At 65.1% G+C, this 22,323-nt stretch carries 17 protein-coding genes and 1 riboswitch; of the genes, 10 read left to right on the forward strand and 7 right to left on the reverse strand.

The features are described 5' to 3' along the window. The first annotated feature begins 21 nt into the window (after positions 1–21). Positions 22–966: a calcium/sodium antiporter gene (locus OCI36_RS12320; protein WP_261665377.1), complete on the forward strand. Its 945-nt coding sequence runs from the start codon at positions 22–24 to the stop codon at positions 964–966. Here OCI36_RS12320 and OCI36_RS12325 read toward each other — a convergent pair. The 3 genes from OCI36_RS12325 to OCI36_RS12335 all read right to left on the reverse strand — a co-directional run bounded on the left by OCI36_RS12325 (position 955) and on the right by OCI36_RS12335 (position 4,615). Further along, the gene (locus OCI36_RS12325; RefSeq protein WP_261665379.1) at positions 955–1,818 is read right to left on the reverse strand and encodes a class I SAM-dependent methyltransferase; all 864 of its coding nucleotides are present in this window, start codon (positions 1,816–1,818) and stop codon (positions 955–957) included. The genes OCI36_RS12320 and OCI36_RS12325 overlap by 12 nt on opposite strands. Before the next feature lie 16 nt (positions 1,819–1,834). After that, positions 1,835–3,187, reverse strand: a complete 1,353-nt coding sequence (locus OCI36_RS12330) for a hypothetical protein (RefSeq protein WP_261665380.1) — start codon at positions 3,185–3,187, stop codon at positions 1,835–1,837. 339 nt (positions 3,188–3,526) lie between these two features. Continuing rightward, positions 3,527–4,615: a transposase gene (locus OCI36_RS12335; protein WP_261665381.1), complete on the reverse strand. Its 1,089-nt coding sequence runs from the start codon at positions 4,613–4,615 to the stop codon at positions 3,527–3,529. 159 nt (positions 4,616–4,774) lie between these two features. On the opposite strand from OCI36_RS12335, the gene OCI36_RS12340 reads away from it, so the two are divergent. The 7 genes from OCI36_RS12340 (at position 4,775) to OCI36_RS12370 (ending at position 12,869) form a co-directional block, all read left to right on the forward strand. After that, entirely contained in the window at positions 4,775–5,134 is a 360-nt protein-coding gene (locus OCI36_RS12340; protein ID WP_261665382.1) for a response regulator, read from the forward strand. 23 nt (positions 5,135–5,157) lie between these two features. Continuing rightward, positions 5,158–5,574 (forward strand): chemotaxis protein CheW, encoded by a 417-nt coding sequence (locus OCI36_RS12345; RefSeq protein WP_261665383.1) that lies wholly within the window; start codon positions 5,158–5,160, stop codon positions 5,572–5,574. A gap of 140 nt (positions 5,575–5,714) precedes the next feature. Next, complete coding sequence (locus OCI36_RS12350) at positions 5,715–6,464, forward strand: hypothetical protein (protein WP_261665384.1); 750 nt, start codon at positions 5,715–5,717, stop codon at positions 6,462–6,464. Further along, complete coding sequence (locus tag OCI36_RS12355; RefSeq protein ID WP_261665385.1) at positions 6,403–7,953, forward strand: methyl-accepting chemotaxis protein; 1,551 nt, start codon at positions 6,403–6,405, stop codon at positions 7,951–7,953. The genes OCI36_RS12350 and OCI36_RS12355 overlap by 62 nt, the downstream gene beginning before the upstream one ends. 22 nt (positions 7,954–7,975) lie before the next feature. Further along, complete coding sequence (locus OCI36_RS12360; protein ID WP_261665386.1) at positions 7,976–11,302, forward strand: Hpt domain-containing protein; 3,327 nt, start codon at positions 7,976–7,978, stop codon at positions 11,300–11,302. Beyond that, entirely contained in the window at positions 11,299–12,063 is a 765-nt protein-coding gene (locus OCI36_RS12365; protein WP_261665387.1) for a DUF4388 domain-containing protein, read from the forward strand. The genes OCI36_RS12360 and OCI36_RS12365 overlap by 4 nt, the downstream gene beginning before the upstream one ends. Positions 12,064–12,095: 32 nt before the next feature. Beyond that, positions 12,096–12,869, forward strand: a complete 774-nt coding sequence (locus OCI36_RS12370; RefSeq protein WP_261665388.1) for a response regulator — start codon at positions 12,096–12,098, stop codon at positions 12,867–12,869. Between the two features lie 215 nt (positions 12,870–13,084). Here the strand turns inward: OCI36_RS12370 and lpdA are convergent, their stop codons facing one another. Then, on the reverse strand, positions 13,085–14,491 hold the full coding sequence (gene lpdA / locus OCI36_RS12375; RefSeq protein ID WP_261665389.1) for a dihydrolipoyl dehydrogenase: 1,407 nt from the start codon (positions 14,489–14,491) through the stop codon (positions 13,085–13,087). A gap of 74 nt (positions 14,492–14,565) precedes the next feature. Continuing rightward, on the reverse strand, positions 14,566–16,143 hold the full coding sequence (locus OCI36_RS12380; protein ID WP_261665390.1) for an N-acetylmuramoyl-L-alanine amidase: 1,578 nt from the start codon (positions 16,141–16,143) through the stop codon (positions 14,566–14,568). Between the two features lie 322 nt (positions 16,144–16,465). On the opposite strand from OCI36_RS12380, the gene OCI36_RS12385 reads away from it, so the two are divergent. Beyond that, entirely contained in the window at positions 16,466–18,301 is a 1,836-nt protein-coding gene (locus OCI36_RS12385) for a DUF937 domain-containing protein (RefSeq protein ID WP_261665391.1), read from the forward strand. 119 nt (positions 18,302–18,420) lie between these two features. Here the strand turns inward: OCI36_RS12385 and OCI36_RS12390 are convergent, their stop codons facing one another. Together OCI36_RS12390 and OCI36_RS12395 are read right to left on the reverse strand one after the other, a co-directional pair. After that, a complete protein-coding gene (locus OCI36_RS12390) occupies positions 18,421–19,386 on the reverse strand; it encodes a homoserine O-acetyltransferase family protein (RefSeq protein ID WP_261665427.1) in 966 nt (321 codons plus the stop codon). Positions 19,387–19,490: 104 nt separating this feature from the next. Next, entirely contained in the window at positions 19,491–20,792 is a 1,302-nt protein-coding gene (locus OCI36_RS12395; protein WP_261665392.1) for an O-acetylhomoserine aminocarboxypropyltransferase/cysteine synthase family protein, read from the reverse strand. 160 nt (positions 20,793–20,952) lie between these two features. Further along, positions 20,953–21,083: riboswitch (SAM riboswitch) on the reverse strand. A 279-nt stretch (positions 21,084–21,362) separates the two neighbouring features. Here OCI36_RS12395 and OCI36_RS12400 point away from each other — a divergent pair. Next, positions 21,363–22,223, forward strand: a complete 861-nt coding sequence (locus OCI36_RS12400) for a methylenetetrahydrofolate reductase (RefSeq protein WP_261665393.1) — start codon at positions 21,363–21,365, stop codon at positions 22,221–22,223. Positions 22,224–22,323 lie beyond the last annotated feature (100 nt).

Raw genomic sequence — 22,323 nt, forward strand, 5'->3', positions numbered from 1 at the left:
GCGGCTGCGTTAGGGTGGCGTATGGCATTTGTTCTGGTGGTGCTGGGCGCGGCCCTGCTGTATCTCGGCGGCAACCTCTTGGTCAGTAACGCTTCGGCGCTGGCCCGCTCCTTCGGGCTGACCCCTTACGTGGTGGGGCTGACAGTGGTGGCCTTCGGCACCTCCAGCCCGGAGCTGGCCGCCACGCTCTCATCGAGCCTGGCCGGCACCGCCGACATGGCGCTGGGCAACGTGGTGGGCAGCAACATCGCCAACATCGGCCTGATTTTGGGGCTGACCGCCCTGGTCTATCCTCTGGTCAGCCGCCGTGAGACGGTGACGCGCGAATTGCCGGTGATGCTGGCGGTATCGCTGCTGCTGTGGCCGGTGGTGCAGGGCGGTGTCAGCCGGGCCGAGGGCGCCCTGCTGGTCGGGCTGCTGCTGGTCTATCTGGTCTGGCAACTGCGCCAGGGCCGCGCGGGGACTGCTGGCGCAGAAGAGGCACAGGAGGCAGCCGCCCCAGAGGAAACACTGGAAGCAGCCCCATCACGTGGCCGCGCCGTTCTGGGCGCCGCATTGGGGGTTGCCCTGCTGGTGGGCGGAGCGCAGGCGCTGGTTTCGGGGGCCACCACCATCGCCCAGGGCTTTGGAATTTCCGAGCGGGTGATCGGCCTGACCATGCTGGCGCTGGGCACTAGCCTGCCAGAACTGGCCAGCAGCCTGATTGCAGCGGCGCGGCACGAAACCGACCTGATTCTGGGCGGCATCATCGGCTCGAACATCTTCAACATCCTGGCGATTCTGGGCCTGACTGCCCTGGTACGCCCGCTGCCAGTCGATGTCGCAGCCACGCAGGGCGATATCGCGGTGATGCTGGCCTTCACGGCGGCCCTGCTGGCGCTGATGTGGCGCCGTGCCCGCCTGGGCAAGCTGGGCGGCGCCTTGCTGCTGGCCGGGTACGCCGCCTACACCTGGTCACTGTTCTGAATCTGAAGAATCAGGCTTCCCGGCCACTGCCTGGCCGCCCGGTGCCCGCCCCGCCGCCAGCAGCAGCGGCACGTTGAAAGTCACCGCTGGCCCTTCCTCTGTGCCGGCACCGGCGCCAGGGGCAAAATAGGGCGCCAGTTCCGCCAGATGAGCTTCGCGCAGTTGCTCTACCGTTTCCGGCGGCAGCCCCCGCAGCGGCAACCCTTCCAGCCCGTGCACGATATGGTCCCAGCGCTCCTGCGGTGAAGCCAGCGCCAGCGGCAAGTCCAGCGCTTCCAGCCGCAGGTCCACGAAGCCGGCCGCCGTCAGCAGCTCGGCGGCAGTCGCCAGCGACCCGATCCGGGCGGCCGGCGGCACCGGCGGCTTCAGGCCCAGCGGGGCCAGCTGGGCCGCCCACAACTCCGGAAGCGGCGTCATCAGGGACCCGCGAAATGAGCTGAACACTGCCTGCCCGCCGGGCCGCAGCACCCTGTGCCACTCCTGCAGGCCGGCCGGCATATCCGGCAGGAAAAACAACCCAGCCGCGCACAATACGCCGTCCTGGCTGCGATCCGGTACCGGCAGCTGGGCGCCGTCCGCCTGGGCATACCGCAGCTGCGGCGGGTCGGCCGGCGACCGGGCAGAGGCCAGCATGGCGCCGCTCAGGTCGGTGGCCAGCACCGCGCCTTCCGCCCCCACCGCCGCGGCCAGCGAGCGGGCGGCCTCGCCGGTGCCGGTCGCCACATCCAGCCAGCGCTCGCCGGGGCGCGGCGCGGCCCAGCGCACCAGTTCGCGGGCACTGAGGGCCAGGAAACTCAGCGAGCCATAGCCCGGGGCAATGGCGTCACAGTCGGCCAGGGTCGCGCGCGGCATGCCCGGTAGCCCCGCCTCAGTTCTGGAGCCGCAGCGCCGCCAGCTCGGCGGGCAGCTCGTCCAGATAGATGTCGGCCCAGTGATCGCCGTCAAAAGTCACCTGGGACTCGAACAGCAGCTCGTTGGGGTTCTCGGCGTCCTCGATGGCGTCCAGCGGCACGTCCAGTTTCAGGCCCAGCGGCACCGGGAAGTCGGCAGCCGGCACCCCGGCCAGAAAAGGCGCCGTTTCCTCGTAGGCATCTACCAGCGCGGTGCGGGCAAACTCGGCCCAGCGCGCCGGGTCGCCGGCACCGGTGCGTTCCAGCAGCTGCCCACGCAGGCGGCTGCCCTGCTCCTCATCCACCTCTTCCTCGTCCCAGCTGACGCGGCCATCGGCCATCACGGTGAACTCGGTGGTGCCCAAGTCCAGAATCTGGTTAAAGAATTCACTCAGCTCCGACTCGGTCGGCTCGGCGCTGGGGTCCACGTAGGAGTACCAGACTGCACCGTCGGGGCTGAATTCGGTGCTGCCCTGGCCCACCAAAATGGCCAGATCACCCCATTCACCGACCGGGGCAGTCAGTGGAGTATTCAGCGGCGAACGCTGGCGCAGTTCGAAGGTCAGGCGGCGTGCAGCGGGAACACCCTGCGGCAGTGCCCGGCCTTCCTCGTCGGCCCACTCGGTGCGCTCAATCATCTGCTGGTGCGCCTCTGCCCAGCTTGCCTCGTCGCGGCCGTGCAGGGTCAGGGCCAGCAGTTCCAGGGTGCCCAGCAACTCGGCGGGCGGCTCGGGATCCACAGTGACCAGCCCTTCGCGGTGGTGCGTCACCTGATACACCGCTTCCAGTTCGCCGCGCTCACGGGCGATGGGGTGCTGCATCAGGAATTTCAGGCCGCGTTCGCCCATTTCGGCGGCCGGCAGCGGTTCCCAGCTCTGGCCCCCAAACGACACTTCCTGTTCACGCAGGCGTAGGGCCGTCTGGCCGCCGCTGCTCTCGTTGCCGCTCAGTGCTTCACTGTCCAGCAGGAAAAAGCGGCTGGCCGTCTCATCGTCCCGGTCCCGCAGCGAGCGGGGGTCGAACCCGGTCAGCAGTTCGCCGCTCAGCCGCAGCCGCTCCGGCACAGCGATGGCTTCCACGTCGTCCACGCTGTTGAGGTAATCGGTAGGGCGCCCGGCGGCCACCCAGCGGGTACGGTAATCGGCTGCCCAGCCACCGGGGCTCGGCAGGCTGTCCAGCAGACCTTCTTCCAGGGTGCGGGCCAGCCCGCTGTTCTCGGGGGCACGCAGCCACTCCAGCTGCCAGCCTTCTTCACGTGGCTGAGCGACGACTTCAAAAGAATAGGACTGCGGCATCAGGCCCAGTTGTTTGCGGCGTTTGGCTTCTCCCATGTACTGCAGGGTAGCGCGGCGACCGGGCCTGACCCACCGGGCGAACCCGCCTTCATTTCCGCTTCATCTTTTAGGTCACTGCTGTCCTTTCTCTGGAGCCGGAACCAGCCGTCTAAAAATGCTCGGTCGTGACAGAGGCCTCAGAACAAGGCCGACAGCATTTCCAACATTTTTTAGCTGCCCAGCAGGAAAAATAGGTGACCCTGGACAGCTACGCAATTCTTCCCTTAAGCAGAAATGAATGAAGGGCAAGTGTCCAAAGAGCGCTGACGGCGCCTTTTCCTTTATAGGGCGCCGAAGTGTAAGACAGTGGTGAGGAGAGGATGCCCATTCTAAAGCTCATAACTTGCACCTTGCATAGCTGAGCGAATAGCCGTGCTGGAGAAGAAATTCTCGTTCTTTTTGGAGCTGACTCAGAAGATGGTTGAGCCTGACTACGGGGAACAGGGTGTAGAGGGCCAGGCGTGCCGCCTCTTTCAAGGTCATGTCCTCAGAGCGGTACAGCATGGTCAGGGTGAAGGCCAGGAAGACCATCAAAATCCAGCGGTCCAGACCCCTGGCAGTTCGCAGCGCGAACTGCGCCAACCCAAACTGATGCTTTCCCTCCTTAAAAAAGGATTCCAGCGCCCAGCGCCGTTTTCCTTCGGCCAGGATGTCATCCCCCTCTAACAGCTCAGACGACACCGCGAAGAATTCGCGGTCCCCACGGTCCATCCTCCCCAGAGACAGCGTTTCCAGAGGCCAGTTGGCGAGGTTGACGTACCCCCCATGCGGACAGTCCGCAACCGTCACCTGTCCAGGATGATCCGTGCGCCGGTTACTCCTCACACCCACCACGAACTCGAAACCGAGACGCTGCACACCGTCCAGAAAGACAGCGGATTCGAATCCACTGTCTGCCAGTACGCAGACCTGAAAGCGTTTCCCGACGAAGTCTGGCACCTCTTCCAGCAGGTCAAGGGCTAACGTGACGGGAGTGCTGGTGTACTTGCCCTGGTAGACCCGGTAAGAAATGGGGAACTTCAGTTCCCCATATTCGGCGAACAGGACCACCAGATGGATGCCGTGCCTGCCGTTGTAGACGCTGACGTAGGGCAGCTGAATTCCCACCTTTTCCACCGTGGTCAGATCCACGCTGAGCCGCAGACGAGGTCTGCGTTTGTGACGAGCTGTATCCAGCAGGATGCGCCACTGGAAGTCCTGCATCTCTTCCCGGCAGCGGTCTGAATCCCAGTCATAGACGTTGAAGAAGCGACTCAGTGCACTGGGGCTGACTCCCTCAGCCTGGCTGAACTTGGTCTTCTGACCTGGACTGTGGAAGAGGTGCAGCGAAGCCTGGAGGCTTCGCCGTTGGTACAGCGTCTCTGGAATGTCCAGAATCCGCTGTGAGAGAATATGGGTGCGCTCCCCTGAAACCTGTTTGTACACACTTCCAGAATTTCAGCTCTGGGAGCGCTTTTTGTCCGCCTATTCAGGTGCAAGTTCTGAGTTAAGCGTTTATAAGGAGCTGAGACTGTCGCGGCAGCCTGTTCCAGGCCTGTTCCAGCGGCTTCGGCCCCGACTCTTAACTTCTGGAGGAGCATCCCGATGGCAAAAATTCTACTGGTTGACGATTCCCCCGCCGATATCCGTTTCATGACCGAGGTGCTGCGTGGCATGGGTCACACCGTGGCCAGCACCAGCGACCCCGCTGAGGCGGAAGGCGCCATCGGCAGCGAAGATCCGGATCTGGTCCTGCTGGATGTGGTGATGCCCGGCCGCAACGGCTACGAGGTGCTGCGCGGAATCAAGCGCGAATTCCCCAACCCCAGTTTCAAGGTGGTATTCGTCTCGTCCAAGGGCAGCGAAACCGACCTGAAGTGGAGCCTGCGTCAGGGCGCTGCCGACTACATCATCAAGCCTTACACCCCGGCGGATGTGCAGACGGTCCTGAGCCGGCACCTCTGAGCCCCTACAGGAGCTACTGAACCATGGCCGAACGTCTGCTGCTGTTCCGTTATCAGGACGAGGTCCTGGGCCTGCCGGCCAACCTGAGCCGCGAAGTGATCGAAATTGACCGGGTGGCCCCCTTGCCCGGCGGCCGCGGCGGGTTGGCCGGGCTGGTGGTGGCTGGCGGACAGGCCCGGCCTCTGCTGGACCTGCACCTGCTGGCAGGTTTGCCGCGCCACCACGCTTCGCTGGGGCTGGTCGCCCAGATCGGCGAGGACCTGCTGGTTTTGCCGATGGACGAAGTGGTGGGCAACCTCGTCAGCGAGGACAGCCTCAGCACCTCGGAAATGCTTTCCGCGCCCCAGCCTACCGGCGATTATCGCCTGGACTTCAGTGTCCGGGTCATTAACCCCGGCGTGCTGAGCAGCACCTTGCAGGCCCGCCTGACTCCGGTCTGAAGCTCTGGCTCTGTCGCAGTTCACTCAACCCGCCTTTTCTGCCTTTTCTTTCTTGCCCGGGTCACGGCGGCTTCCCGCACCACCTCTGAAACTGCCCCTGATCCCGTGACGGCGCCCCAGGGCCCCAAGGAACTCACACCATGATAGACACCAATCTCGGACCCTCCACTACCCCGGCCGCTCCCCGCAAACTGCAAACTCCCCGCACCGGTAATTTTCTGGGCCGCCTTTCCGTGGGCCAGAAGCTGCTGCTTTCGGGCTTACTGCTGGGGGTGCCAGCCGGCGCCCTGGTCGTCAACATCCTGAACGCCGAACAGGCCCAGATCAACACCCTCGACACCCAGATCAAAGGCCAGCAGTTTCTAGAGCCCCTGGCCCAGACCCAATACCGGATCCGCTCTGCTCGCCCTCTGGCTTTTGCCTACAGCACAGGTGACCAGAAAGTCACCGATAAGTACAAACAAGCGTCTGCTGAAGCCCTAGCGCAGCTGGATACAGCGGCCAAGCTGGCTCAGCAAAACGGCGACACCGAGCTGGTCAATCAGATCAAGGCAACCCGGCAGGCATACAGTAACCTGACCGATGGCCTTCTTAACAAGCGCGTATCTTATCCGGAATACATCAGCGGCACCGGCAAGATTCTGAGCGCCGACCTACTGGGCCTGTTCAATAAGGTCAGTGAAGATTACGGCATGCACCTGGCGTCCAACGAGAAAATGTATGACTTGCTGAGAATCTCGACTGAGCAGCTGCCGGCAACTTTTCCTGTGGTGGCTGCCACCTTCGCCGAGGGCGTGAACTCTGCCAGAACAGCAGCTGGGCTTTGCTGTGCGACAGGGCCGTCAAGTGCAGCAGCAACTGGTGGCCCAGTTCGCGGCGCTGGAAAATGACCATATCGAACTATCAGGCAGCCTGAAAGGCAAGCTCGCCGACCTGGCCAGCCAGACTGAAGAAGGTCTGAACCTGGTCGATGCCCAGCTGCTGCAGCCCCAGCGCATTACCTTGGCGCCACAGGACATCACTGCCTTTACTGGCAGATTACAGCCGCTGCAATATGACACCTACACCGCAGTGAACAACGAAATCGGCCAGGAGTTGCAGTCCCAGCGGCAAAATGTTCAGCGGCGGTTCATAGCTCTGCTGCTCGGAGCCATTCTGCTGGCGCTGGTGCTGGTAGGCCTGCTGATTCTGGTGGCCCGCTCCATTACTCAGCCGCTGGAACGCCTCTCGGGAGCGGCCGCCGCGCTGGCCCGTGGGCAGTTCGGCGCCCGCGTGCCCGTGACCACCAGTGACGAATTCGGTGCCCTCTCTGCCACCTTCAACACCGCCGCTGCCCAGCTTGAAGCCAACGAACGCCGCGCTGAGCAGGAACGTATTGAACAGGAACAACTCCAGAACAACATCGGCCAGTTCCTTGACGTCACCATGGACATCGCCGAAGGGGACCTCACCAAACGCGGTGTCGTCACCGAGGACGTGCTGGGCAACGTCGTGGACTCCATCAACCTGATGACCGAGGAGCTCGGCTCGGTGCTGGGTGACGTGCAGAAAGCTTCCGGTTCCGTGACCAACGGCTCGCACCAGATGCTCAACTCCACCGAGAATATTCAGCAGGGCGCCGAGCAGACCGCGCAGGCCGCGCAGCAGGTGGCCGAACAGACCTCGGCCGTGAACCGCCAGATTCAGGCCATGGCGCAGCTGGCCCAGGCCTCTGCCGAAGCGGCCCGGCAAGCACTGCTGGCGTCCAACGAAGGCCAGCAGGCCGTGCAGGAAACCCTCAGCGGGATGCAGGAGATCCGCGAAACCACCCAGACCGCCGAGGAACGCATCGCGGCGCTGTCGGAGCGTTCGCGGCAAATCGGGCAGATCGTGGACACCATCTCGGCCATCGCCTCGCAGACCAACCTGCTCTCGCTGCACGCCTCGATCGAGGCTGCCGGGGCCGGAACAGCCGGCGAACGCTTCAGCGTGGTGGCCGACGAAGTGCGCCAACTGGCCGACGAGTCCGCCCAGGCCACCCGGCAGATCACCAGCCTGATCACCGGCATTCAGCGCGAGATCGCCGAGACCGTGCGCACCATTCAGGACAATGCCCGGCAGGTGAACGAGGGCTATCAGGTGGCCGGCACCGCCGGTGAGCGCCTGGAGCAGATCGGCGAACTGTCGCGTGAATCGGCTCGCCTGGCCGAGCAGATTTCGATTTCCAGCCGCGAGCAGGTGCAGAATATCGAGCAGGTGTCGTCGTCGGTGCAGGACATCGCCCAGACGGCCGAGCACTCACAGCAGTCGGTGGAGCAGGGCCGCGCCGCCGCTCAGCAGCTGCAGCAGCTGGCCGAGAACCTGAGCGCTTCGCTGGCCCGCTTCCGGCTGCCCGGCTGATGACCGCCAAGAGAGGGAGTTCATGACCACCGCCAACAACGAACTGCTGCGTTTTTTCTTTGAGGATGTCCGCGATACCATGGCCGGCATCAACGAGCGGCTGCAGCATCTGAAAGCCGCCCCCAGCCACGCGGAAGCCGCGCCGCAGATGGAAGCCCTGGGCGTGCTGACCCACCGCCTGCGCGGCTCGGCCGGGCTGTACGGCTTTCCGCAGATGGCCCAGCTGGCCTCGGTGGCCGAGCGGCTGCTGATGCCCCAACCTCAGCTGCGGCCCGAGCTCCAGGACACCTACACCGAGGTGATCTGTGACATCGTGGCGGCCCTGGACACGGCCATCGGCGAGGCTCAGGCCAGCGGCCAGGAGGGCAACCTGGGCCTGAGCTTCGCGCAGAGCGGGGCGCCCCAGAAAATGTCTCAGTTGCTGCGTGCCCAGCCGGAAGCTTTTCACCTGGCTCAGGGCCACCTGCGCGGCCCCGCCGCCGAGGAGATGGAAGCCGAAGCAGCAACGGACCCAGCCGCGCAGCCTCAGGGCACCGCCGTCCCCTCTACTAGCGATGTATTGGGCACTCAGCTGCGTGACTTTGCCCGCGACAACGCCGAGGTCTGGGAGTATTTCGCCCCGGAAGTACTGGAACACGTGGACACCCTGCAAAGCGGCCTGGACGCCGCCGAGCCGGATATTGCCGCGCTGTTTCGCTCGGCACATACCATCAAAGGCAGCGCTTATATGGTGGGGCTGCAACCGCTGGGTGACTTTGCCCACCGCCTGGAAGACCTGCTGGGCGCTGTGCGCGATCAGCGCCAGGAGCTGGAAGGCCCGGTCTCTGAAACCCTGGAGCTGTCCAGCGACCTGATTGCTCAGATGGTGCAGGTGGCCGGCGGCGCGGACGCCGCCCTTGATGAGCCGACCGCCCGCCTGAGCCTACGGCTGCAACTGCTGGCCGGAGGCCACGACTGGGCCGAAGTGATCGCCCGCGAAGCCCAGCGGACTGCCGCCGCGCAGGCAGCGCTGGCCGCTGGGCCCATCGCCGGACCTGAAACCAGCGCCCTGGAAACTGAACTGGCCGCTTTCGGCCGTGAGAACGGTGACGTGCTGGACTACTTCGCGCCCGAGGTGCAGGAACATATCGACGCGCTGCGGGCCCAGCTGGAACGCAGCGATGACGATATCAGCATCGACGAGATGTTCCGCTCGGCACACACCATCAAGGGCAGTTCCTACATGGTGGGCCTGCAACCGCTGGGCGACTTTGCCCACCGCCTCGAAGACCTGTTCGGCGCCGTGCGCGACGGTGCGCAGCGCCTGGACGGCCCGGTGCTGGACACCATCGATCAGGCCGCCGACGTGCTGGCGCGGATGCTGGAACTGGTCCAGGGCGGCCAGGGCAAGGTGGCCGCTGACGCTGCCCAGCTGGGCGAGCGCCTTCAGCTGCTGGCGCTGGGCCGCAGCTGGGAGAGCGTGCTGGACGCCGAACGGACGGCCGAGCCGCGCGCTGCAGCGCCGCAGAGCCGCCCCGCTGCGCTGCTGCCGGCGCGCACCAGCGTGCGGGTAGACACCCGCCGCCTGGAAAACCTGATGGACCAGGTGGGGGACTTGGTGGTCTCGCGCGCCCGGCTGGAACAGGCGCTGGGGCAGTTCGCCGCTCTGCAAAGTGCCCTCGACCAGTCGCAGGCCCGCTTCAGCCGCACGGTGCGTGACTTCGAAGAACGCTACCTGAACCCCGACATGGTCACGGACCGCACGGCCGATACCGGCCGCACGGCTGTGCAGGGCACTGACCTCAGCGAGCAGTTCGATGAGCTGGAATTCGACACCTACAACGACTTGAACATCCTGGCACGGTCCATGACCGAGCTGGCCGCCGACTTCTCGGAAGTGCGCTCGCGCTTTGAAACCGGGCTGCGCACCCTGCAGGAAGAAAGCGAAGACCTCGGCAAGCTGACGCGCCGCCTGCGCCTGGACCTCAGCCGCACCAGCCGGGTGCCGTTCAGCGGCACTGCTGGGCGACTGCGCCGCTGGGCCTGTGAGCGCGAGGACCGCCTAAGCCTAAGCATCGAAGGCGAAAGCACCGAAGTGGACACCGCCGTGCTGCAGCAACTGGCCGAACCGCTGTTGCACCTGCTGAATAACGCCGCCAGCCACGGCATCGCCGCGCCCGAAGTGCGCCGCGCCGCCGGCAAACCCGAAAAGGGTGAAGTCACGGTGCAGGTGAACGAAGCGGGCAACTTCTTGGAAGTGACGGTCGCGGACGACGGTCAGGGACTGGACCTGGACGCCATCCGCATCCGGGCGCTGGAAAAGGGCCTGCGTTCGGCGCAGGAGCTGGAGCAGATGAGCCAGAGCGATCTGGCCCGCCTGATTCTGCTGCCGGGTCTTTCGACCGCCCAGACCGTCAGCTCCGAAGCGGGGCGCGGGGTGGGCATGGACGTGGTGGCCAGCACGCTGCGCCAGATGGGCGGCGACCTGCTGATCCGCTCGGCGCCCGGCCAGGGTACCGCCTTTACCATGCGCATTCCCACCAACCAGCGCATCACCGACCTGCTCACCTGCCGGGTGGGCGATTCGGAAGTGGCTTTCGCGGTAGGCACCGTGCGGGTGCTGCTGGAACGCCGCGCCGGCGAACTGCTCAGCGGCGAGGGTGGCCCCGAGCTGCTGCTGGACGGCGAACGCCTGCCGGTCATTGATCTGCGGCGTATCTGGGGTGTGGACCAGCCCAGCGACAGCTACAGCCTGGTAGTACTAAACTCGGTGGCAGGAGACGTGGCCGTGCGGGTCGACAGTTTCGGCGACATTGACGAAACAGCCGTGGGTGCCCTGGGCGGCGCCCTGGCGCAGCTGGATTACCTGTCCGGCACTGCCGTCTCGGCCAGCGGCCAGGCGATGCCCATCATCGACCCGGCCGGCGTGGCCCGGCTGGCCCGCCGCCGTGACATGTGGCTGCGCCCGGAAGTGCGCGGTCCGGTGATTGCCCGGCAGGCGGCCCGGGTGCTGCTGGTGGACGACTCGCTCTCGGTGCGCCGGCTGGTCAGCCGCATGCTGGAGCGTGGTGGCTACGAGGTGGTCACCGCCGCCGATGGCCAGGAAGCCCTGGACCTGTTGCAGCTGGACACCCGCTTCGATCTGGTCATCTCGGATCTGGAAATGCCGCGCATGAACGGCTACGAATTGCTCTCGTCGCTGCGTGCCCGGCCGGCCACCGCTGCGCTGCCTTTGGTCGTGATGACCACCCGCGCCGGTGAAAAGCACCAGCGGCTGGCCTTCCAGCTGGGTGCCAACGACTACTTCAGCAAGCCGGTGGATGAAGCCCTGCTGCTGCGGCGCCTGGGCAGTATGCTGAGCGAAACATGAAGCAGATCTTCGTGCTGGTTCCCAACCCGGCCCGCGCCCAGCTGATTCGCCGGCTGGTGGAAGCGGCCGGGGCGCACGCTCACCTCAGCGACGGGGCCCTGCCGGCCCTGACCGAACTGGAGCGGACCCCCGCCGACGCCGTGATCTGTGCCGAGGACGCCGGCGACATGAGCGGTGAGGATTTTCGCAACATCCTGCGGTTCGAGCCGGCCACCCGGGATACCCCGGTGTACCTGCTGACCGCGCAGGCCGGCGAGCAGCACACCGAGCCGCCCAACTATGACCTGCCTCCCGAAACCGGCACGGTGGCCCTGGTGCGCCAGGTGCTGAGCGACCTGGGGGTTGACCCATCGCCGGCGCTGCCCTGCGACGACTCCCCCGGCGATCTACACGGCGGCGTGGGTGATCCGGGCGCAGGTGGCCTGGGCCTGCCCGAACTGCTCAGCTGGGTGGCGGCCATGGAGCTGGACGGTCACTGGCTGATCGACACCGGCGCCGGGCAAGAAGGCTACCTGCTGATGCAGGGCGGTGACGTGGCCTATGCCGAATTCGGCGAGTATTCCGGTCGCCAGGCCCTGCTGGAACTGCTGGACCTGGCCGAGCAGGACTCCGGGAGCCACTTCCGGTTCTGCCGCGCCGAGCTGCCGCCCGACCTGGCCGAACCCGACGCCCGCAATATCGAAGAACGCACCGAGCGCCTGCTGATGGAAGTCGCTGTGGATCTGGACCACCGGCACGCCGAGCGGGACGCCCTTCTGTAAATTTTTTCTGCCCCTATTTCCGAGGAGACTCCATGAGCCATGTTTTCGTGATTGACGACAGCATCAGTGTCCGCAAGGCGCTGGAGCTGGCCCTGACCAAAGAAGGCCTGCAGGTCCGCAGCGCCGCCAGTGCCGAGCAGGCGCTGGATCTGCTGGACAATGAACCCACCGACCTGATCATCGCGGACGTAATTATGCCGGGCATGAGCGGCTTCGAGCTGTGCCAACGCCTGAAGGCCGACGAAGCCCACCGCGACATTCCGCTGCTGATTATCAGCGGCAACGTGGATTCGGATATCCGCCAGCAAGCCCAGGACGCAGGCGCGGCCGGGGTACTGAAAAAACCTTTCCGCCAGGAAGAACTGCTGCCAGCGGTGCAGCAAGCGCTAGCCAGCCTCTCTGCCGCAGATACGGTAGTGTCCCCTGCGCTGGCTGCCACCCCAGCCACAGATCTTCCAGAGGCCACGGAGCCAGCGGCCGAACCGATGGTCAACCCGCCGGCTGAAGCGGCCCGGCCCCAGCAACACAGCGGCGTGTTCAGCGCCATGGTCAAGCGGGCGGCCCAGGCCCCCGGTGCGCTGAGTGCGGCCCTGATCGAGCGCGACGGCACAGTCCTGGAACGCCATGGTGACCCGCTGCCCGACAACATCGGCCAGTTCGCCCGCTTCTATATGGGCACTGCTGACTTCCTGGCCGGGCGGGTCGGTGAAAGCGGCGCCGGACAGCTGGACCTGGAACTGGGCAGCAAACGCCTGACCATCCGCGGCCTGGGCGACAAACTGCTGGTCAGCCTCAGCCGCCTCTGAGCTTTTTCTGCCCGGCTCTCCCCTGCCTTACCCGGCAGGGGGTTTTTATTTCAGGTCCCTGCCCTGGGCCAAAGTCCCGGCTGCTTTTCACGCCGGTCAGTAGAGCAGGCGGCGGGCAGGTGCAAGCCAGAGGACAAACTCAGGCACGAAAAAAAGGAGGCAGTGCTCCCCAGGGGAAACGCTGGCCTCCTTTCTCGCTCAGTTCCAGGCAGAACTTATATGTGCAGAGCGCGGCCGTCCACGGCCAGAGCAGCTTCCTTGACCACTTCGCTGAGGGTGGGGTGGGCGTGGATGGTACGGGCCAGATCCTCGGCGCTGCCGCCGAATTCCATAATGGCCACCGCTTCCGCGATCAGTTCCGAGACGCCTGAACCAATCATGTGGACACCCAGAATCTTATCGGTGCTGGCGTCGGCCACCACCTTTACGAAGCCGCGGGGGTCACCGTGGCCCAGTGCGCGGCCGTTGGCGCTGAAGGGGAACTGGCCGGTCTTGACGCTCAGGCCCTTTTCCTTGGCGGCCTTTTCGGTCAGGCCCGCCCAGGCGATTTCGGGGCTGGTGTAGATCACCCAGGGAATTGCATCGTAGGAGACGTGTCCGGCTTGGCCGGCCAGCATTTCGGCCAGCGCCACGCCTTCTTCTTCGGCCTTGTGGGCCAGCATGGCGCCGCCAATCACGTCACCGATGGCGTAGATGCCGGGCAGGTTGGTGCGGTAGTGGCTGTCCACCCGCACGAAACCGCGCTCGTCCAGCTCTAGGCCCACATTCTCGGCGCCTAGGCCGGCGGTGTTCGGCACCCGGCCGATGCTCACGATCAGCTTGTCGAAGCGGGCGTTGACTTCCTGCTCGCCTTCCTTGTAGGTCACGGTGACGCCCGAGTCGTCCTGCTGCACGGCGGTGATGTTCACGCCGAAGTGGAAATCCAGGCCCTGCTTCTTGAACTGCTTGAGGGCTTCCTTGCTCACAGCGTCGTCGGCCGCCATCAGGAAGCCAGGCAGGGCTTCCAGAATGGTCACTTCGGCGCCCAGGCGGCGCCACACGCTGCCCAGTTCCAGACCGATCACACCGGCGCCGATCACACCCAGCTTGCCGGGCACGGCGTCAAAGCTCAGCGCGCCACTGTTTTCCACCACGTTGCCGCCAAAAGGCGCGATAGGCAGTTCGCGGGGGTTGGAGCCGGTCGCCACGATCACGTGACGGGCCACCACTTCGGTGCCAGCGGCGTCCACCACCCAGCCGGCTTCGTCCTGGCGCACCAGGCGGCCGTAGCCGTGGAACGACTGGACCTTGTTCTTCTTGAACAGGAACGCGATGCCGCCGGTCAGCTTGTCCACCACGCCGGTCTTGCGCGACAGCATCTTGGAAACATCCACCGAGGCGCCCTGCACCTGAATACCGTGATCGGCCGCTTCGGTCTGGATCATCTCGAACTTTTCGGAGGAATCCAGCATCGCTTTGCTGGGAATGCAGCCCACGTTCAGGCAGGTACCGCCCAGAGACGCCTTGCCGTCACGCTCGAAAGCGTCCACGCAGGCCACCTTGAAGCCCAGCTGCGCCGCACGAATGGCGGCCACGTAACCGGCCGGGCCGCCACCAATCACCAACACGTCATAAGAATCCATGGTGCTCAGTCTAACGCCGGCAGCAGCGCCGAACGGGGGTTGTCTCGCACTCAGGGACAAAGCCCCCGCCCCTACTAAGGTAAGTGCGCAAAGTACCCAGTCAGCCCAGCCGCCACTGCCTGAGCGTAGGCTTCCTGGCCAGCCGAACTCATCAGCAGCTGCAGGTTCTGGGGATCGGTCAGGTAGCCCAGTTCCAGCAGCACGCTGGGCTGCGAGGTGGGCCGGGTCAGCGCCAGATCGGCGCCGGGATGTAGGCCGTCGTCGCCAGCCTCAGGCAACGCCGACACCAGCGCCGCCTGCAGCGCAGCGGCCAGCGGACGGGCCTGCGGATGGCTGAAATAACTGCCGATGCCGCGCACCGAGCGGGGGTCCCGGCCATCGGGAATAGCGTTGGCATGAATGCTGACCAGCACGTCGGCATTCTGCTGCTCGGCCAGTAAAGGGCGCTGATAAAGCGGAACGGTCCGGTCGTCCCCACGGGTCAGGACGACTGTGGCCCCGCGCTGCCGCAGCAGCTCAGCGGCCCGCAGCGTGATGGGCAGGGTCAGGTCCTTTTCCGGCACCCGCAGCGCGCCGGCGCCGCCCAACTCGCTGCCACCGTGCCCGGCGTCCAGCACGATTCGTCGGCCGGTCAGCGGGCCGGGCAGGGGCGCCAGCCGGTAGCGCAGTACCAGGAAGTCACCGCCAGGCTGACCAGCTGCCGAACGGTAAAAAGCCTGATAGCCGTGCAGCGGCCGGGGCAAAGCCAGGTCCAGAGTGAGAGCCGCGCCCTGCTGCGCCGCTTGTAATGAGGGCTGCTGGCCGGCTGGCCACTCCCCCACCCGCTGCGCTCCTATCAGGCTCAAGCGCAGGCCACCATCTGCCGTCTCGGACAGCTGAAAAGGCGTCCGGGCCGACACCAGCCAGCTCACTTCCTGCCACTCGCCCGGCCCGGCAGCGGTCCAGTGCGGCGCACCCACCACCGCTGTCTGCGGCAGAGTGCCGGGCGGGAGTAGCCTCAGAGTGTTGCTGCTGGCCCACAGCAGCTGTCCATCGGCCAGTTGGACCCGGCTGAGGTCGCCGCGAGTACCGACCACCGCCACCCGCTGTCCAGAGCGGCCATACAGTGCCGCTTGACCCGCATCATTTTCCCAAGCGGCCTGCACGGTATTCAGTCCCACACCTGCCTCAGAAGCTTGGACCTCGGCCTGGCGCGGCGACGGCAGCGGGTGGTAAGGCAATTCCGGACGGGCCGCTGGCATCTGGCGGATAACCTGCAGGGTACCTGTCCAGGTCTGGCCGCCCCGGTGGCTGGTCAGCCGCAGCAGATTCGTCCCCGGCTGCAGCGGCACCCATTCGATAAACAGGCCATCAGGCCCCAGCGTGATGGGCTGCCCGTTCAGCTGCAGCGTGGCCCCGGGCAGCACACTGCCTTCCAGCAACACATGATCAGCCGAGACCCGGTGACCATTGTCCGGATAAGCCACAAAAATGGGTGCCCGCGGGTGATCGAGCGTCTGAATCTCTCTGGCTGGTGGCAACGACTGCGCCGCCGCCGGCATGGCAGCTGCCAGAGCGATCAGGCCCAGCCCTAGCAGCGCGGCTGGCCGCCTGTGGCCCCGCCGGAAAACAGCGTTCCACAGACGCCGAATGTGTAGAAAATGCTGTTTCATGCTTGCCCTCCTGGCTTCCCAACTCTGACTTACTGTAAAAGACACCGGTGAGAAGAAAGGATCAGCCCGAGGGCCACTGCCCTTTCTTCAGAGCCAGCATCCATGTTTTCAGCAGAACATAAATTTTGATTTTTGGCGGTCGGACGCCAGACAAAAGCAGAAATGCTTACCTTTGTGCCTGCTCTAAGGGGTGTCAGAAGGGGAGCCAGCAGAGATTTACCGTCATAGCCGCATTTACCTGACGTTTAGAATGGATAGTTTCTAAAGCTGCAATTCACGAGCCTCTGGAAATTGGCCCCTAAGTTGACTCTAAGGAGTTCCCATGAATCTACAAGATCAATTCAGTCAGTTTTTTTCTAATCGGGTGCTGGAATTGCTGTCCAGCGCCGTCGGCTTGACCCCTGCTCAGACCCAGTCGGCCCTACGGGCCATTTTGCCCCGTCAGCTGGATCAGCTGGCCGAACTGGCCGGTAGTCCTCAGACCTCGGCTAACCTAGGCGACCTCTGGGCCGGGAACGACCTGCCGCAGGACCCCGAACAGGCTCTGGCTACCCCTGAAGGAATCAGCCGCCTGGAAACCCTGGGCCAGACCCTCAGCACCCGGCTGTTCAGCGGCAACGCCAGCTGGATGAACGACGCGGCTCAGTTGGCCGGCGGCAACCAGAGCGCCGCCTCGCGCCTGAGCCAACTGGCCCTGCCGTTGTTGCTGGCGTTCCTGGGCCGCAGCGGTGTGACCGCACAGAACGCGGCCAGCCAGCTGAGCGGTATGCGCGGCGCTCTAAGCGGCATGCTGCCCGCCGGTCTGGGCGCTGCTGCCAGTGCCGTAACTGCCACACCGGGCAGCGGCACCGGAGAAATCGTCGATTCGGTGACTGCGCAGCCGGGGGCGCAAGTCAAGGAAGGCAGCGCCGTAAAAGCGGCGACTCCTACCCCCGCTCCGCAGCCCGAGCCGGAGCGCCACCTGACGGCCGCCCCAGCTCCACAGGACCGCAGCGGCTGCAATCCGCTGTGGCTGCTGCCGTTGCTGCTGCTGGCCGGCCTGGCCTGGTATCTCTACCAGAACAACCAGAAGACCACCGACACGCCTTCGCAGACCACCGTGTCGGAAAGCACCACTTCCACGACGACCACCAGCGCTGCCACGGCGAGCAACAGCAACGAGGGCATTGTGGTGGGCAGCGTGAAGGACGGCGCCGAGCTGCCGCTGGAGCCTTTCGTGCTGAACGGCACGGCGCCTGCCGACGAGGTCCTGACCATCACCAATCAGAACGGTGAAATCCTGGCAACCGAAACTGCCGACGGCGACGGCAAGTGGGAAGTGGATATGCCCGCCCCGATGGCTGGCGAGAATGTCTATACCGTCACCGGAACGCCCAGCAATGCAGCCAGCACCTTTAAAGTTCAGGGGGTGGGCACGGCCAGTGGCGCCACAACCAGCACCACTTCCACGACTTCTGAAACTGCCACGGCGGCCGCCCCGGCCACCAGCAGTGCTTCGGGCACGGCCAGCGGTGGAACCGCTACCGAAGCTGCCGTGCCGGTCACCATCACTGAGCCGGCCAGCGGCGCCAACGTACCGGCCGAGTCCTTTACCATCGCCGGGAAGGGCCAGCCCAATGCCAGCTACCGCCTGTTCGAGGATGGCGTGAACGTGGGCACTTTCTTCGCCGACGAGAACGGGGCCTGGAGCGCCGACGTGACCGCTCCCGAACCCGGCAACCGCAAGTACGTGGTTGTGAACGAAGACGGCAACCAGGCCGCCACCCTACCGGTGGTGGTCAGCCAGCCGGTTGCCTCCAAGGACTGCTCGGCCAACGATGTGCTGAGCCTGAGCCTGGATAACGGCGACACCGTAAGCGCACCCTTCCGTTTCGGCGGCACCGGCAGCGCCAAGAACTACACTGTGCGGGTGCTGCGCGGCAAGGAAGGAATCGGCAAAACCAACGTCAAGAACGGCACCAACTGCTCCTGGAGCTACCTGAGCGAACCGGGCGGCCCTGAAGACGAAGTGGGCGAAATCACCTATGAAGTGACCCCCGAAGGCGCCACCGCGCCCGAAAGCACCATTACCCTGAACGTGGTGCAAAGCGGTGTGAACTTCAAAAACGGCGAGTATGTGGGCCCCACCGCCCGCCCGTCGGGCACCACCGCTCAGTAAGGCAATTTGAATTGATTCAGCCTAGAGGCATGAGAGCCTCTTTCCTGAAACCAGCCATAGAAAGTGCACCGGCCCTAGAGGTCAGGTGCATTTTTTATGGCCGTCCGGTCTATGGTCCTTCAGGCCGGTTGATTCAGAAACTCACGGACTATTTCGGGCAGGTGGCCTGGATCAATCAGAAAAGCGTCATGGCCGTGGGGGCTGTGCAGCTCCCAGTATTCTCCCTGCGGCAGGGCAGTCACCGAGTCGCGCACCTCACGGGCGGTATAGAGCAGGTCGCTGGAAATCCCCACCGCCAGTACCGGCACCTTGATGGCACGCAATTCGCGGGCAGTGGGCTGAAAAGCGTCCATAGCACGGGTAATCGCCAGGTAGCTGGCTTCTGAGAAACGGGCGGCCAGCTTCTCGCCGTGGTGCTGCAAGTAGGCCACCACCGGCTGCTCGCCATTGGCACGGTGCGGCTGCCGCTGCGCCAGACTTTCGGGCGTGCGGTAACTCAGCATGGCAATCTGCCGGGCCACTTTGAGGCCTTCGCCACCCGGCCCTAGGGCAATGGCGCTGCGGGCCGCCGTATTCAGGCCCACGGCCCAGGGCGAATGCTGCGCCGGCGCCGCCACGATCACGGCGCGGTCCACCATGTCGGGGTTTTCCAGCAGCCAGGCGTAGGCCAGCATGCCCCCCATGCTGCACCCCACCACCTTCACCCGCTGCACGCCCAGATGCTCCATCAGGGCGCGGCCGGCGCGGGCTATATCGCGCAGGGTCAGCGTGGCCCCTTCCGGCAGGTCTTCAGGACCGCTAGAACCGTTGCAGCCGCCCAACACGTTGCCGCACACGATAAATTCCCGGCTGGGGTCCAGCGGGCGGCCCACTCCCAGGAAATCGGGCCACCAGGCGTGCACCGCACTGTCGCCGGTCAGGGCATGCAGCACCAGCACTGCTTCCTCGGCCGGCCGGCCGTAGGTGTGGTAGTTCACCTGGATGTCATGGACTGCCATTCCGCAGTCCAGCAGCAGAGGCTGCTCGCGGAACAGCTTGACGTGGGCAAAAGAGACTTGCGAACGCACTGCCGAAGCTTGAGCCATCGGAGATTCGGAGTAGTCGTAGTCGAAGCTGGGAGAGTCAGTCACGGTCAAGGGACGCTCCTTTCTGCCGCCAGTATCCCAGAACTATGCACGGTCCTTGTCTGCTAGCGGAGGGCCTGCAGCGCCTGGGCAAAATCGGCCTGAATATCGGCGATATGTTCGATGCCCAGCGAGACCCGCACCAGCCCCGGCGTGATGCCGCCGGCCTGCAGCTGCTCCTCGCTGAGCTGAGAGTGGGTGGTGCTGGCCGGGTGAATGGCCAGGGTGCGGTTGTCACCCACGTTGGCCACGTGCTCGGCCAGCTGCAACCCTTCGATCAGGGCGCGGCCGGCTTCCAGCCCACCAGTCAGCTCGAAGGTGAGAACACCGCCAAAGCCGCGCGGCAGGTAACGCTGCGCCCGCTCATGGCTGGGGTGGTCTGTCAGCCCCGGATAGGTCACTCGGGCCACGCCGGCCTGCTCAAGCAGCCATTCGGCCAGCGCCTGGGCATTCTGCGCCTGCCGTTCGGCCCGCAGCGAAAGGGTCTGGACACCCTGAATAAACTGCCAAGCTTGCTGCGGCGCCAAAGTGGCTCCCAGGTCGCGCAGGCCTTCGGTGCGGGCGCGGATGGCGAACGCCACATTCGGCAGGCCCAGCGGATTGCCCTCCCCGAAAGTTTCCCAGAAGTTCAGATCGTGGTAGCTGGGGCTGCCCTCGCTGAACAGCGGGTAGCGGCCGTTGCCCCAGTCGAAATTGCCGCCATCCACAATGATGCCGCCGATGCCGTTGCCGTGACCGCCAATCCACTTGCTGAGCGACTCGACCAGCACGTTGGCGCCGTGCAGCAGCGGTTGGCAGTAGTACCCGCCGGCCCCGAAGGTGTTGTCCACCACCAGGGCTACCCCGTGCCGGCGGGCCACCGCCGCCAGCCCTTCAAAATCCGGCACGTTGAGCGAAGGGTTACTCAGTGTTTCCACGTACAGAGCGCGGGTCCGGTCATCAATCAGGGCCTCGAACTCCTCGGGCCGGTCCTCTGCGGAGGTAAAGCGCACCTCGATGCCCAGACGCCGCAGGGTGACCCGGAACTGGTTGGAGGTGCCGCCGTAGAGGTTAGGCGAGGACACGATATTGTCGCCGGCCTGAGCCAGCAGGGTCAGCGCGGTGAACTGCGCGGCGTGCCCGCTGGAGACGGCCACCGCACCGGTGCCGCCTTCCAGCGCAGCGACCCGGTCTTCCAGCACCGCGTTGGTGGGGTTGGTCAGGCGGGAGTAGATATTGCCGAAGGCCCGCAGGCCGAACAGGTCGGCGGCCTGCTCGGCGCTGCCGAACACGTAGGAATTGGTGGCGTAGACCGGTACCGCCTGGGCGCCGGTAGCGGAATCGGGCTGCTGGCCGGCGTGGACCTGCAGGGTTTCAAAATGGGTCATGGTATGTCTCTCCTGGAACAGAGCGAAAAAACCGCTGGGCAGCATTTTTCTGTGCTTGTCTGTGCATGGTCCAGAGGGAACAGCAAAAAGTCCCTCTGCCGGAGAGGGACTGGGGCCGCGGGATAACGCGAGTACGAACATCCGCTAAGAATTCAGCCTTCCCTCATCGGTCCTGCGCGGCCGGTCATCGTAACCCTGCGCGGCAGGCTGGCCGGAGCACCGTGGGCGAAATGAGGCCCTGGTTGCCGCGCCGTCAACGAGCCAGTTCTCTCGGGCGCTTCTGAATGAGGCTCCTGAACATGCGGGAGCTGAGTGCAACCCTAGCAGGGGGGTCAGGACTTGTCAAACCGTTAGCTCAGGTACATCGTCAGGAACAAATGCCATCTTTTCGACTCCCCGCGCCTGACGACCTGGCCGCCCTTGACGCCCGGCCCCTGTCAGCACCTATAGTAGGCTGTGAGTACGGACAGCACCCCCGGTGCCCACTGCCCGGCAGACCAGGGCCCCACCGGGAACCGCGCATGACCACCCGCCTTTCCTCGTGCCCACCGACACGAGGAGACTGACCGAATGACCCGAAACAACTTTTCCCCCCGCATCTCGGTTGAACTGGTGCCGCGCACCCGCGAGAGCATTACCGCCGAGCTGAGCGAATTGCGCCAGCTGTGGCCGGCCATTACGGCTGTCAACCTGCCGGACCTGGACCATCTGGAACTGGGCTCCTGCGAGAGCTGTGAGCTGCCGCAGGCCCAGGGCTTCAGCCGTATTCCGCACCTGCGGGCTTCCCGCACGCCGCTGGACAGTGTGCCGCAGCTGCTGGACCGGCTGAACCGCCTGGCCGTAAGCGAGGTGCTGGTGGTGCAGGGTGATCCCCCACAGGATGACCGCCCGGTTTTCCCCACCACCAGCCTGGACCTGATCCGGGCGCTCAAGGCGGCACAGCCGGACCTGACCGTTCACGCCGCCCTGGACCCCTACCGCCAGAGCTTGCAGGACGAGCAGACCTATGCCCTGCGCAAGATTGAGGCCGGCGCCAGCAGCCTGTTTACCCAGCCGCTGTTCGATACCCGGCTGATGGAGGTGTTCGGGGAGATGCTGCCCGGCGTGCCGATTTACTGGGGGATCACCAACGTGAGCAGTGAGCGCAGCAAGAACTACTGGATCCGGCGCAACCGGGCCGTGTTCCCCCGCTCTTTCGAGCCCACCCTGGACTGGTGCACTGCTTTTGCCCGCGAAGCCGTGCAGCACGCGCAGAGCACCAGCAGCCACCTGTACTTCATGCCGATTCGCACCAGCCTGCGCGACTTTCTGGGGGCTGTCTTTCCCCCGGCGAGCGGCAGCGGCCCTGACCTGTCGGGTGCAGGCAATTCCAGCTCTACGCCCCTGCCGGGCGGCTCCAGCAACCACAGTCAGAGCGCCGCTTGCCCTTAAGCCAGGCGCTCCGGCCTGCCCCTGTGTCTACCCCGCGCCCCCTCCCCCGCCCCGCCCGAGGGCGCTCCCCCCTCCCAAACTTTTCCCGCTGAACAGGATT

Origin of the sequence: Deinococcus sp. Marseille-Q6407 (assembly GCF_946848805.1) — a bacterium.
In the GTDB taxonomy this organism is placed as follows: domain Bacteria; phylum Deinococcota; class Deinococci; order Deinococcales; family Deinococcaceae; genus Deinococcus.

What these genes read in the sequence shown, in the direction of transcription:
- OCI36_RS12320 (WP_261665377.1), top strand. Translation starts at nt 22, where the DNA reads ATGGCATTTGTTCTGGTGGTGCTGGGCGCGGCCCTGCTGTATCTCGGC.
- OCI36_RS12325 (WP_261665379.1), bottom strand. Translation starts at nt 1,818, where the DNA reads ATGCCGCGCGCGACCCTGGCCGACTGTGACGCCATTGCCCCGGGCTAT.
- OCI36_RS12330 (WP_261665380.1), bottom strand. Translation starts at nt 3,187, where the DNA reads ATGGGAGAAGCCAAACGCCGCAAACAACTGGGCCTGATGCCGCAGTCC.
- OCI36_RS12340 (WP_261665382.1), top strand. Translation starts at nt 4,775, where the DNA reads ATGGCAAAAATTCTACTGGTTGACGATTCCCCCGCCGATATCCGTTTC.
- OCI36_RS12345 (WP_261665383.1), top strand. Translation starts at nt 5,158, where the DNA reads ATGGCCGAACGTCTGCTGCTGTTCCGTTATCAGGACGAGGTCCTGGGC.
- OCI36_RS12350 (WP_261665384.1), top strand. Translation starts at nt 5,715, where the DNA reads ATGATAGACACCAATCTCGGACCCTCCACTACCCCGGCCGCTCCCCGC.
- OCI36_RS12360 (WP_261665386.1), top strand. Translation starts at nt 7,976, where the DNA reads ATGACCACCGCCAACAACGAACTGCTGCGTTTTTTCTTTGAGGATGTC.
- OCI36_RS12365 (WP_261665387.1), top strand. Translation starts at nt 11,299, where the DNA reads ATGAAGCAGATCTTCGTGCTGGTTCCCAACCCGGCCCGCGCCCAGCTG.
- OCI36_RS12370 (WP_261665388.1), top strand. Translation starts at nt 12,096, where the DNA reads ATGAGCCATGTTTTCGTGATTGACGACAGCATCAGTGTCCGCAAGGCG.
- lpdA (WP_261665389.1), bottom strand. Translation starts at nt 14,491, where the DNA reads ATGGATTCTTATGACGTGTTGGTGATTGGTGGCGGCCCGGCCGGTTAC.
- OCI36_RS12380 (WP_261665390.1), bottom strand. Translation starts at nt 16,143, where the DNA reads ATGAAACAGCATTTTCTACACATTCGGCGTCTGTGGAACGCTGTTTTC.
- OCI36_RS12385 (WP_261665391.1), top strand. Translation starts at nt 16,466, where the DNA reads ATGAATCTACAAGATCAATTCAGTCAGTTTTTTTCTAATCGGGTGCTG.
- OCI36_RS12390 (WP_261665427.1), bottom strand. Translation starts at nt 19,386, where the DNA reads ATGGCTCAAGCTTCGGCAGTGCGTTCGCAAGTCTCTTTTGCCCACGTC.
- OCI36_RS12395 (WP_261665392.1), bottom strand. Translation starts at nt 20,792, where the DNA reads ATGACCCATTTTGAAACCCTGCAGGTCCACGCCGGCCAGCAGCCCGAT.
- OCI36_RS12400 (WP_261665393.1), top strand. Translation starts at nt 21,363, where the DNA reads ATGACCCGAAACAACTTTTCCCCCCGCATCTCGGTTGAACTGGTGCCG.